We start from the raw sequence: 12,404 nt of genomic DNA, 5'->3' as shown, positions 1-12,404 counted from the left end.
CGTGAAAATACTTTTTTTTGTTAGCTCTATGAATACCGGTGGTGCTGAGCGCGTGGCAGCGAGCTTAGCGAATGCCTGGGTGCAACGTGGTGATCAAGTTCGTTTGGTTACCACTCATTTAGGTTCGGACAGTAGTGCCTATGAATTAGCTGATGATGTGCAGTTTGCCCCTTTGGTGCATGCTATGTCTTGGTTTCCGCCTTTACCAATGCCTCTAAAAAAATTACGCGCCATACGCAAAATGCACCAAGAGTTTGCACCGGATGTGGTGGTTTCGTTCTTAACGAATGTTAATGTGAATGTGTTGATGGCATTGCGAGGTGTGAGCACTCCTTTAATAGTGTGTGAGCGTACTAATCCGCTGGTGAGCCAAAGTGCAAATAAAAAATTACGCTCGCTGCGCACTAAGCTGTATCCTCGTGCTACTCGTGTGGTTGTGCAAACTCAAGATACGGCCACGGCCTTTTCGGCAGCAGAACCTAATTTAGGAGAGTTGGCTGTAATTCCTAATCCAATTCCTGCCCCTTTACAGCTCATGCCACTCAATCAAGTAGTAGAAAAAACTGAGAATTGTAAACTTGTGGCGATGGGGCGATTAGTTCCTGCTAAGCAGTTTGATCAATTAGTACGTGCCTTTGGTTTGGTGGCTGAAGCTTATCCTAATTGGTCTTTACATATTTATGGTGAGGGGCCGGAGCTAGAAAAATTACAAAAACGCGCCGAATTAGTTGGATTTAAAGATCGTATCTTTTTCCCTGGTCGTACTGATACACCTTGGGAAATTCTCTCAAAAGCGCAGCTGTTTGTATTAACCTCAGCGTATGAAGGTTTTCCCAATGTATTGCTAGAAGCGATGACCTTAGGTTTACCTTGTATTAGTTTTGATTGTCCTAGTGGGCCACGTGATATTTCTAATAATGGGCGAGATGCATCCTTAGTACCGTTAAATAACGAGCATGCTTTAGTGGCCGCCTTAGAGGAATTAATGAGCGATCCCCGTTTGCGTGGAGTATTAGGTCAACGCGCTGCCATATCGGTACGCGAGCGTTATGGCATGGAAGCGGTGTTGGAGCGGTGGGATCAAGTGTTTAGACAGTCAGGATTAGTTAATTTTAAACAGGGATCGGCATGACAGAGCTTGCGCTAACAATACCGAGCACTACGTCTGTACCCACCGTAGTGCATATTATCTCTGGGTTAGGTCAAGGTGGTGCTGAAGCAGTTCTATACCGCTTAGTCACGGCGCAATCGTTACGCTCCACACAGCATGTGGTGATTTCCATGCATGGTTTAGGGGTGTTTGGCCCACGGTTGCAAGCGGCTGGCGTAATAGTGCACGATTTACAAATGCGCGGTGCTTTTGGAATACTGCGTGGGCTTTGGCGATTACGTAAGCTAATTAAGCAAATACAGCCCGATGTAGTGCAAACGTGGATGTATCATGCGGATTTAATTGGTGGATTGATAGCACGTAGTGCCGGGGTAAAGGCAGTAGCTTGGGGCATACGTAACTCTGGAGAAAATCTACATCAAAGCAGCTTAAGTGCGCGTTCCATTGCTTGGCTTTGTGCGCGTTTATCAGCGTATGTGCCTGAAGTGATTGTGGCTTGCGCCGATAATGCAGCGCGCAGGCATAAACACTGGGGCTACGATGCCGATAAAGTACAAGTTATACCCAATGGTTATGACTTGAGCCGTTGGCAGCCAGATCTGGAGGCGGCTACGCAGTTACGTCATGAGCTTGGCATTAAGGACGAAACCCCTTTGCTAGTCTCCGTGGCACGTTGGAATCCTTTAAAAGATCACCCCAATTTATTGGCGGCTTTAGGGAGAGTTAAGCGCAGCCATCCAGATATATGTTGTTTATTAGTGGGCGAAGGCGTAGATAGTAGTAATGCGGAGTTGATGCGTTTAATTGTTCAATATAACTTAACGGATCACGTTATTTTACTTGGACGCCGAGATGATGTGCCTGCCATTATGGCGGCTGCAGATATTCACGTGCTCTCTAGTAAAGCAGAGGGGTTTCCTAATGTGGTTTGTGAGGCCATGGTGTCACGCGCTTTGTGTGTAGTCACCGATGTAGGAGATGCCGTTAAAATTGTGGGTGAAGAGGGCATAGTCGTCCCTCCACGCAATGCTGAAGCCTTAGCTGGGGGCATAGAAAAAGCCTTAGAATTATTGCATAACTCCGATTTACCAGCACGTTTAGAGGCTGGTGCTAAGCGTATTTCACGCCTTTATAGTTTAGAGAGCATGGTTAGCCAGTATGATGAGCTCTGGCACGATATGGCAGATAATGCGCATTATCAATCCACAAATACGCCTAACAGGACGCATACGAATAAAGCGGCAGCCCATTTATCTACAGAACTCACGGCTCAGCCTGCTTTAGCCCCTGTGCTGCTCTATTTGGTGAATAACCCCGCCTTTTTCATGTCACATCGTTTGCCCTTGGCTCTAGCGGCACAAAAAGCCGGTTTTAATGTACATGTGGCCACGATGAGTGGGCCAGCGGTGGCTCGTATTCGTAATCAAGGGTTTACGCATCATGCTTTACCATTAAGCCGTAGTGGCAAAAATCCCTTCAAAGAGTTACGTAGCCTGTGGGCTATGTATCAATTATTAAAGCGCTTAAAGCCACAAGTAGTACATGCCGTTACCATTAAGCCCGTTATTTATGGTGGCATTGCCGCCCGCATGGCAAAGGTACCTGGGTTTTTAGCTGCAGTATCTGGGCTGGGCTATTTGTTCACGGATAGCCGTGGTGGTTTTATAAAAAAAATAGCCTTAAAACTGTATAAAATTGCGCTAAATCATCCTCATAGTCGCGTGGTATTTCAAAATAACAGCGATAAAGAGGTGTTACAGCAAGCGGGGGTGGTGCGAGCTGAACAAGTGGTGATGATACGCGGCTCTGGCGTGGACTTACAGGCGTTTAGCTCTAGCAAAGAGCCCGCACAACCACCTGTAATCGCCTTGATGGTGGCTCGACTACTGAAAGACAAAGGGGTTGAGGAATTTATCGCTGCAGCGCAAATTAGTCATCAAAATAACGATGGTATTGTGTGGCAAATTGCCGGTAGTGCAGACGCCGGCAATCCCGCTAGTCTTACTCGTGAGCAAATTATGGAGTGTCACCAAGCTGGCGTAGTGCAGTGGCTAGGGGAGCAAGACAATGTGGCTGCGCTTTATAAACAGGCACATATAGCAGTACTGCCCTCCTACAGAGAAGGGCTGCCTAAATCATTGATTGAGGCAGCGGCGTGCGGACGCGCCGTGGTCACCACCGATGTACCGGGCTGTCGTGATGCCATAGAGGCAAATGTGACCGGGCTGCTGGTGCCGCCTAGAGATGTGACTGCTTTACATGCAGCCGTGCTGGAATTGGCACAAGATGCAGCTAAACGACAACGCTTTGGCCGTGCTGGGCGCGATTTGGCCGAGCGCGCCTTTGATATCAACACGGTCATTGATTCCCATTTGCGCTTATATGGTTATTTAGCTTCAAAAAGGCAGCGTTAGCGTTGGGTTTAGGCTTAACAGAGCACCTTTAAACTCTTGCTGTATACGGGCTAAAGCGGCTTCGTTTTGTGCTTCAAAACGTAGCACTACCACCGGCGTGGTGTTAGAGGCTCTCGCCAAACCAAAGCCATCGGCGTATTCGGCACGTATGCCATCAATAGTGATGCGTTGCTTGGCGGTGGGGAATGCTCCTTCTTTCTGTAAGCGTTCAACAAAAGAGTGGGGCTCACCTTCGGCCATTTCTAGTTTGAGTTCAGGCGTAGATAAATCTTTGGGCAAAGCCTCTAAGACGGCGCTAGGATCCGTGTATTTAGATAGGATTTCTAATAAACGAGCCGCCGTATAGAGACCATCATCAAACCCATACCAACGTTCCTTAAAGAAAATATGACCGCTCATTTCACCGGCTAAGGGTGCATTGGTTTCAGCCAGTTTGGCTTTAATTAAGGAATGTCCGGTTTGCCACATAAGAGGCACACCACCGGCAGCTTCAATAGCTAAGGCCACGTGACGACTACATTTAACATCAAAAATAATAGTTTCACCGGGGTTGCGGCTAAGTACGTCTTGGGCATAGAGGGCTAATTGTCTATCGGGCCAAATAATCTCTCCGCTGCGGGTGACTACGCCCAGGCGGTCGGCATCGCCATCAAAAGCCAAGCCTAGCTCAAAGTCATGCTCTTGTACGTGTTGAATCAAATCAACGAGATTTGCAGGATCCGCAGGATCTGGATGATGGTTCGGAAAGCTGCCGTCTACGTCTTCGAATAAAATGTCTGTGGTGCAGCCCAAGGCATCAAACAGTTTTCTGGCCACAGCGCCCCCCGCGCCATTCCCACAATCCACCGCTACACGCATGGGGCGTGCTAAATGTACGGTGGCTTGTATTTCATCAATATAAGTATCGGTGATGTGGTGCTCTATGCGTTGCCCAGAATCAGCAGAAACTTCCGCGGGATTCAGCATATGCTGATGTAATTCTTGAATGTCTGGGTCGTATAAGGTTTTACCAGCCATCATCATCTTAAAACCATTGTACTCCGGTGGATTATGGCTACCTGTGATGGCGACTGCAGATAAAGTATGAAGTTTGTGCGCTGCATAATACACTAATGGCGTGGGAGCTAAGCCAATATTAATGCTATTAATGCCGGCGCGTTCTATGCCTTGCATAAGGGCTTCAGCTAACTCAGGGCTACTGTGACGGCCGTCATAACCCACTACAATGGCGGGGACTTTGGCTACAGTAGCTTGGCAGCCTAAGGCATAACCTAACTGAAAAGCAAAGTCCGCATTTAATTGAGCAGGTACAATACCACGTATATCGTAAGCCTTAAAGACTGAGGCTGGCAAAACAGTAGACATAAACAGATTCCATTTAAATTTCAATGAAGTGATATTTCATTATTACTGATTTTATGAAGGTTAACTATTAATTATGACTGAGTTAAATGAACTACAAAAAATAGTAGGTGTTGATCACGTTTTAACGGGTGATATGGCCGCCTCTTATTTAACAGATTGGCGTGGCCGTTATACCGGTGAAGCCTTAGCTGTAGTTAGACCGGCAGACACTGAGCAAGTGGCGGCTGTGGTGCGTTGGTGTGCAGCAAATCGTATCGCTATTGTGCCTCAAGGAGGCAATACCGGTTTGTGTGGTGGCGCTACACCTAGTGTGCAGCCTGCCATCCTACTTTCTTTGCAGCGTCTTAACGCCATTCGCAGCATAGATACAGATAACGACACCATGGTAGTAGAGGCAGGATGTATTTTGCAGCAAGTGCAAGAAGTCGCCGCAGAAAACAACCGTCTCTTTCCGCTAAGCTTAGCCGCAGAAGGCAGTTGCACCATTGGGGGTAATTTAGCAGCTAATGCAGGTGGCACGCAGGTGTTGCGTTATGGGAATGCGCGCGACTTATGTTTAGGCGTAGAAGTGGTCACAGCTGATGGGCAAATTCTGCATGGTTTGCGCGCTTTACGTAAAGATAATACGGGTTATGATTTGCGCAACCTGATGATTGGTAGCGAAGGGACTTTGGGGATTATTACTGCTGCCACGCTGAAGCTTTATCCGCGTCCGGTGGCACAGTACACCGCCTTATTGGCCTTAGACTCGGTAGAGTCTGCTATTAAGTTATTGAGTATTGCACGCCAAGGCTTTGATGCCGGCTTAACGGGTTTTGAGATTTTTGCTCACAATTGTTTAGATGCAGTGGTGCGTTGTTATCCGCAGCAACGTATGCCGTTTAGTGATGAGTCAGCGCAGTCACCATGGTTTGCTTTATTGGAGTTATCCGATAGTGAAAGTGAAGAGCATGCACGTGAGCGCTTAGAAGAAGTACTAGGCCAAGCCCTTGAAGATGGTGTGGTGCTGGATGCGATTATTGCGGAAAACTCCACCCAAAGTTATGACCTATGGCATTTGCGTGAAAGCATCCCTCTAGCAGAAAAAGAGCTGGGTAAAAGTATTAAACACGATATAGGTGTGCCCGTTTCATACATTTCTCAGTTTGTAGAGGAAACGAATGCACTGATTCAAGAGGCTTATCCTGGAGTAGAGCATATTGTGTTTGGTCATTTAGGTGATGGAAACCTGCACTATAACGTGGCTCCTGGAGTGTATTCCGAAGACGAACTGATGAGCTTTGAGGCGGCCATTTATAAAATTGTGTTTGATCAGTTGCATAAACTCCATGGCACGATCAGTGCTGAGCATGGGGTGGGGCAATTAAAACGTGAGTGGCTAGAGCAATATAAAGATCCCGTTGAGCTGGCACTTATGCGCCAGATTAAACAGGCTTTAGACCCCCTAAACATCATGAATCCCAATGTGTTGTTAGCCAAGTAATATGTGTTTTTTCAATTCGGCGCGGGGGCGCTATTACAGTTTACATAGCGCTTTGCTGTTTGTTTTGTTAGCGCTCTTAGCTGGCTGGTGGCAGCATCAAGATGCCGATTTAGCCTTGTCAGCATTCTATTTTGATGTCAATACTCAAAGCTTCCCCTATTTTAAGCAGCCACTGATTTATATTTTTGGTAAATACTTGATTTGGTTCATACCGTGGGGGGGCGCGGTGCTTTGGGGGTTAAAAGCCATGCCACAGTCCACACCCCTGATGCGATCTTTATATTGGCGCGTGTCCTGGTTCTTTTTTAGCGCCCCTTGGTTAGTGTGGGGGTTGAAGCAGTTTACTGCCATGCCTCGTCCTATGTACTTAGAGCGCTTTGGGGGTGAGCTATTATTACCGCAGTCTTTTTGGGCTAGTGGTTTTGCCAATGGGGGTGGGGCTTTACCTAGTGCACATGCCACTTGTGGCTTTATTTTAGTGGCTTTCTATTACATAGGCTGGATAAAACAAAGCCCGACTTTGCGCTGGGGCGGTTTAGTCGCTGCTCTACTGGCCGGTTTGTTTTTTGGCTATTTGCGTATTATGCAAGGCTATCACACGTTAAGCCAAGTATTATGGGCTGCAGCGGTGGTTTGGCTTTATGCGAGCTTATGGTTTTTGCCGTTGTTAACACGAGCTGGGTTAATCAGTCCTACTTGTTGGCATTCCGGGCAAAAATAAGTAGCGCGTTGGTTTTGTACCATGCGTTCAATGGGTGTAGCACAACGGGGGCAAGGCTGCCCCGTTTTGCCGTAGACTTGGGCATGTAAGTCAAAATAGGCCCCCGCCTCCCCAGAGGCATTGAGATAATCACGTAGCGTGCTGCCACCTGCATCTAAGGCCTGTTGTAATGTTTCCACAATTGCAGCATGTAACTTTTTTATCTGTTTTTTACTTAAGGTGTTTGCCGGGGCGGTAGGGTCTATGGCCGCTTTGAATAAAGACTCAGAGGCATAAATATTGCCTACACCCACCACGAATCTACCCGATAATAAAACCGATTTAATGGCAGGTTTTCTATTTGCTATCTGTTCAAATAGATAGTCTGGGGTAAACTCAGGGCTAAAGGGTTCTATGCCTAAATTAGCTAATAAGCGATGTTGTAGTAGGGGGCCGTCTTTATTGTCGTGCCAAAGCACAGCGCCAAAGCGTCTAGGGTCGTTAAGTAAAAAGCGGGCGTGATCAAACACCCACTCCACATGATCGTGTTTAAGACGTGGCGCATCAAAGGCCACCCTACGTAAGGAGCCAGACATACCCAAGTGGATTATTTGGTAGCCATGAGCAAAGCGTAGCAGTAAATATTTACCACGACGCTCACAGGCTAACACTTGATGTCCGTTAATCAGTTCCGCCATATTAGGCGGTATGGGCCAACGCATCCGCGGTTCATACACAATGCATTGACGCAAGGTGTGTTGGGGCATAAGCGTCGCAATTCCGCGACGGGTGGTTTCAACTTCTGGTAATTCAGGCATAGTGAAGTGCTAAGATCATTGGGTACAGTAGCTCTATTGTGCCATTAGGCTTAATTTCATGCGCTACGGCGCCGGTTTTTGGATGAATTTAAATTATTTACTATTTCCTGCAGTCGTTTTATCTGCTTTACTTGGCAGCATTAGCAGCAATGCTTATGCTACCGATATAATAGAGCTAGAGACGGTAGAGCATATAAAACTGCGTAGCGATGGTGTGCCTATTGTTACATCTAGCCCTGATATTACATATCGTATCTTAGTGGGCGAGGTGGCGGTGCAGCAAGGTGATTTCGATACGGCAAGTCAGGTGTTTTTAAGTTTAGCCAAAGATACTGCCGATCCACGTCTAGCCCAGCGCGCGTTTCAGTTCTCTATGGCTGATAATAACTTAGCACGCGGCATAGAAGCGGCTAAAACGTGGGCTTTGCTAGCTCCTAATGATCCAGAAGCCAAAGCTACAGCCTTAGCCTTAGAAGCTTCTACTGGAGATACGGCAGGTTTAGCAAGAACACTATACCAGCGTATTGATCAAGCTACTGATAAAGAGCAAGCCATCATTCAGGCCATGGGCATTATTAGTAAAATGGTAGATAGCCGTTTAGCCCTAGATGTGCTTGAGCAGTCTTTACCGGCTGAGGTGAGAAAGCTGACTATTAGTCACTTAGCTTTAGCGGATATTGCTTGGTCAGCACGAGATCCTGAGCGCGCTTTGCAAGAGGCAAGAGCGGCTCTCAAACAAGAGCCAAATTCAGAAATGGCCATAGAACGGGTGCTGGAATATGGTTTGGATATAGACCAAGAACAGGTATTAGCCCAGGTACGGCAGTTTACCCAAGAGAATCCAGACTCACGAGATGTGGCGCTTTTGTTGATTAGTCGCTTAGTTAATTTGTCCGAATTTGATCAGGCCTTACAGCAGCTCAATCAGATGCAGGCCATCAACCCAGAAGATTTCGATTTGCTATTTACCGAGGCAGAAATCAACATACGAGCTGAGCGTTTTGAAACGGCAATCACTTTATTAAATCAATATATAGACGTACATTCCCAGCGCAGACAAAGTTTGCCAGATGGGACCACGACCTCCTTAGGTAATATTTCCGATGCCCGATTATCTTTGGTGCAAATAGCAGAAAAGCAAAACAATTTGCATGAGGCTATACGACAGTTGGATTTAATTGAAGAGCCCGCCCTTGAGTTTCAAGCCAAGGTGCATAGAGCAGTGTTAGAGGCTCGATTAGGGGATTTAAAAAAAGCCAATCGCACTTTAGACCGTCTAGGCGTCTTAGCTAAGCGAGACCAAGCGGTGGTAGATTTAACCCGAGCTTCTATCTTACGGGATTCTGGTCGTACTGATGAAGCAGTGAAGGTGCTTGAGCGTGCGAATAAAGAGTTACCAGACACACCTGAGATTAAATATGATTTGGCTATGTTGTACGCTAGTCAGGGCAGAAACGACGATTTAATTCCTTTGTTGCGTGAGGTGATCGCCTTACAGCCCCATAATGCGAATGCTTACAACTCATTAGGCTACACTTTTGTGGATCAAGAAATAAACCTAGATGAAGCACAAGGTTTATTAGAGCAAGCCCTAGAATTAGAACCCAATAACCCCTACATCTTAGATAGTGTAGGGTGGTATCTGTATAAAGTAGGCGATTATCAAGCGGCCTTAGAATACCTAATGCGTGCCTATGAGCAGTTACCGGATGCAGAGGTAGCAGCTCATCTGGGGGAAGTTTTTTGGGCTAAAGGGCGTAAAGACGAAGCCATAGAAGTCTGGCGAAATGCCTGGCAATCTGATAATGCTAATCATAGCCTAAAGCGCGTAATGGAACGATTTGGAGTTAAGCCATGATGAGAAGATTGGCAGTGACTATATTCGGAGCTGTGGCTTTAACTGCCTGTGCTGTAGCACCTAAACCTACGACGCAAATTAGCGCAGAAGATGATGTTTTTTCTCGCATTGGGCGTTTTGCTCTAAGTGTAGATGCAGCAGACGGTACAAAAGATGCCGTGCAAGGTGGATTCCAGTGGGAAGAAAGCCCACAGCAATTGCAGCTAGATTTGAATAACCCCATGGGCACGGTATTGGCGCGGGTGCTTGTTACATCGCAAGGTGCTGCGCTGCAGTATCCGAATGGTGAAGTTGAATACGCTAGCTCCCCTGATGCCTTAGTTGAGCAACTACTAGGTTATATGATTCCAGTAGAAGGCATGCGTGATTGGTTACGGGGCCAAACGGGCTCCAGACCCACCACCGGTTTACAGCAGGAAAATGGCCAACCCAGCTATTTTCAACAAGATAACTGGCGAGTTAATTTAAAACGTTATGATGAACAGGGGCCTCGTCTATTACAAATGTACCGTAATCAAGCGCAGCAAAATATTTCTGTACGTGTAGTGGTTGATTATTAGTATTTTATGAGCTCACTGTTACGTGTACCTGCGCCTGCCAAGTTAAATTTATTTCTACACCTAATAGGGCGTAGAGCGGATGGTTATCATTTACTGCAAAGTGTATTTACCTTTGTGGATTTATGTGATTATTTAGATTTCACTTTACGCACTGACGGTAAAATCGTGCGTATAGGGAGCACCGTTGAAGGTCTGGCGGCGGAAGACGATTTAATTATGCGAGCTGCTCATTTATTGCAGCAGCATACTAACACCGCTTTCGGGGCTGATATTGCTTGTGAGAAAAACATTCCTGCAGGTGCGGGTTTGGGTGGAGGCTCTAGTGATGCTGCCACCACGCTCATGGCTTTAAATAAATTATGGCAAACGGGTTTAAGTCGCACCCAGCTTATGCGGTTGGGTTTACAGCTAGGGGCTGATGTGCCGGTTTTTATTTTTGGCCGTAGTGCTTTTGCAGAAGGCATAGGTGAAAAGTTACAAGCTGTGGAGGTGCCCGCTTACACCTATGTTTTGTTAAAACCAGACGTTTCAGTCGCAACTCCTATTATTTTCAATGACACTTTCTTGACAAGAGATTTAGAGCCGGTTATAGTTACAGACTTTACAGCATATGCCCCTAAAGAAGCCTCTAGTGGCACTTTAGATTTATATGGTGTAAATGTGCTAGAACCCATAGCTAGTAAGTATGCAAATGACATTCAATTATTATTGTCTTACTTGCGCAGTAAAAATTTACATGCTAGAATGACGGGGTCAGGTTCAAGTGTGTTTTTAGTTTTTAATGAAGAAGCCAAAGCCACTAGACAGCACAAAGCATTATGTAGTAGCATATTGCTCGAACAACCAGCTTTACATGAGAAGCTCAGTATCTGGTTAGTAAAAGGGCTTAGTAACCACCCATTATATAATTGGGTTACAGAATAGAATTTGGGGATTAGCCAAGTTGGTTAAGGCACCGGATTTTGATTCCGGCATGCGAAGGTTCGAATCCTTCATCCCCAGCCATACCTTTACAGGCTTCACAGTCTGCATCACAATAAAGCTGTTGAGCTGTTTTCCACATAGGACACAGTCAACGGCTTTATTTTTTTACGCACCAAATAAATCAATTCTACGACCCACACATCATGGCACACGACCGATTCATGATTTTCACCGGTACAGCAAACCCACGTTTGGCTGTAGATGTGGCAAATCATCTAGACATGTCTCTTGGCAAAATGACCGTAGGTCGCTTCTCGGACGGAGAAGTTATGGTTGAAATTAACGAAAACGTACGAGGTAGAGATGTTTTTGTTTTACAACCCACTTGCGCTCCCACTAATGATAATTTAATGGAAATCATGGTAATGGTAGACGCTTTGCGTCGTGCTTCGGCAGGTCGTATTACCGCCGCCATTCCTTATTTTGGTTATGCGCGTCAAGATCGTCGTTCACGCTCAGCGCGGGTAGCCATTACAGCTAAAGTCGTAGCTAATATGCTGCAAGTTGCCGGTGTAGATCGTGTAATGACTATGGATCTACATGCAGACCAAATTCAGGGTTTCTTTGATATTCCTGTTGACAACATCTATGCTTCGCCCATTTTATTAGGCGATATCTGGCGCTGTAATTACCAGGATTTAGTGGTGGTTTCACCTGATATTGGTGGTGTGGTCAGGGCACGCGCTTTAGCAAAGCAGCTAGAAGCCGATTTGGCCATTATTGATAAGCGCCGGCCCCGTGCTAACGTCTCTGAAATCATGAATATTATTGGTGACGTGAAGGGGCGTACCTGTATTCTCATGGACGATATGGTGGATACGGCCGGTACGCTTTGTAAAGCGGCTGAAGCGCTTAAAGAACGCGGCGCAGTCGCGGTTTATGCGTATTGTACCCATCCCGTGTTGTCCGGTGAGGCTATAGAACGTATTAAAAGCTCTGAGCTCAATGAATTAGTAGTAACTGACACCATCCCTTTATCTGCTGAAGCGAAGGAATGTGAAAAGATTCGTCAGCTTTCATGTGCCGCCCTATTGGGTGAAACCATGTTGCGCATTTCTACGGCTGAGTCTGTCAGTTCTTTATTTGTAGATTAAGTTAGTTTCCAACACAG

Annotated in this window: 10 protein-coding genes and 1 tRNA gene; 9 read left to right on the top strand and 2 right to left on the bottom strand. The window is 46.3% G+C overall.

Annotation, left to right across the window (positions count from 1 at the left end):
- The first annotated feature begins 1 nt into the window (after position 1).
- Positions 2–1,132 carry a glycosyltransferase family 4 protein gene (locus AC2UZJ_RS04140; RefSeq protein ID WP_486948850.1) on the top strand — a complete coding sequence of 377 codons (1,131 nt, stop codon included), beginning with the start codon at positions 2–4 and terminating at the stop codon, positions 1,130–1,132.
- Positions 1,129–3,525, top strand: coding sequence for a glycosyltransferase (locus tag AC2UZJ_RS04135; protein ID WP_486948849.1), 2,397 nt, complete (start codon positions 1,129–1,131; stop codon positions 3,523–3,525). The genes AC2UZJ_RS04140 and AC2UZJ_RS04135 overlap by 4 nt, the downstream gene beginning before the upstream one ends.
- Here the strand turns inward: AC2UZJ_RS04135 and AC2UZJ_RS04130 are convergent.
- On the bottom strand, positions 3,508–4,890 hold the full coding sequence (locus AC2UZJ_RS04130) for a phosphomannomutase/phosphoglucomutase (protein WP_486948848.1): 1,383 nt from the start codon (positions 4,888–4,890) through the stop codon (positions 3,508–3,510). The two genes, AC2UZJ_RS04135 and AC2UZJ_RS04130, sit on opposite strands and share 18 nt — an antisense overlap.
- Positions 4,891–4,963: 73 nt before the next feature.
- Here AC2UZJ_RS04130 and AC2UZJ_RS04125 point away from each other — a divergent pair, with 73 nt between their 5' ends.
- Both AC2UZJ_RS04125 and AC2UZJ_RS04120 read left to right on the top strand, forming a co-directional pair.
- Positions 4,964–6,373: an FAD-binding oxidoreductase gene (locus AC2UZJ_RS04125; RefSeq protein ID WP_486948847.1), complete on the top strand. Its 1,410-nt coding sequence runs from the start codon at positions 4,964–4,966 to the stop codon at positions 6,371–6,373.
- 1 nt (position 6,374) lies between these two features.
- Entirely contained in the window at positions 6,375–7,094 is a 720-nt protein-coding gene (locus AC2UZJ_RS04120) for a phosphatase PAP2 family protein (protein ID WP_486948846.1), read from the top strand.
- On the opposite strand, the gene mutM is transcribed toward AC2UZJ_RS04120, so the two are convergent.
- Positions 7,013–7,891, bottom strand: a complete 879-nt coding sequence (mutM, locus tag AC2UZJ_RS04115; RefSeq protein WP_486948845.1) for a bifunctional DNA-formamidopyrimidine glycosylase/DNA-(apurinic or apyrimidinic site) lyase — start codon at positions 7,889–7,891, stop codon at positions 7,013–7,015. The genes AC2UZJ_RS04120 and mutM overlap by 82 nt on opposite strands.
- A 58-nt stretch (positions 7,892–7,949) precedes the next feature.
- Here mutM and AC2UZJ_RS04110 point away from each other — a divergent pair, with 58 nt between their 5' ends.
- The 5 genes from AC2UZJ_RS04110 to AC2UZJ_RS04090 all read left to right on the top strand — a co-directional run bounded on the left by AC2UZJ_RS04110 (position 7,950) and on the right by AC2UZJ_RS04090 (position 12,387).
- Entirely contained in the window at positions 7,950–9,749 is a 1,800-nt protein-coding gene (locus AC2UZJ_RS04110; RefSeq protein WP_486948844.1) for a tetratricopeptide repeat protein, read from the top strand.
- Positions 9,746–10,309, top strand: coding sequence for a lipoprotein insertase outer membrane protein LolB (locus AC2UZJ_RS04105; RefSeq protein ID WP_486948843.1), 564 nt, complete (start codon positions 9,746–9,748; stop codon positions 10,307–10,309). The genes AC2UZJ_RS04110 and AC2UZJ_RS04105 overlap by 4 nt, the downstream gene beginning before the upstream one ends.
- A gap of 6 nt (positions 10,310–10,315) precedes the next feature.
- Positions 10,316–11,233, top strand: coding sequence for a 4-(cytidine 5'-diphospho)-2-C-methyl-D-erythritol kinase (ispE, locus tag AC2UZJ_RS04100; RefSeq protein ID WP_486948842.1), 918 nt, complete (start codon positions 10,316–10,318; stop codon positions 11,231–11,233).
- A 4-nt stretch (positions 11,234–11,237) separates the two neighbouring features.
- Positions 11,238–11,314: transfer RNA gene (locus AC2UZJ_RS04095), tRNA-Gln, on the top strand.
- 122 nt (positions 11,315–11,436) lie between these two features.
- On the top strand, positions 11,437–12,387 hold the full coding sequence (locus tag AC2UZJ_RS04090; protein WP_486948841.1) for a ribose-phosphate pyrophosphokinase: 951 nt from the start codon (positions 11,437–11,439) through the stop codon (positions 12,385–12,387).
- Positions 12,388–12,404: the final 17 nt, after the last annotated feature.

Source organism: Paenalcaligenes sp. DL 309 (genome assembly GCF_057475285.1).
Note: the sequence above shows the minus strand (reverse complement) of the source record. Positions and strands in the feature narration are given on the sequence as shown.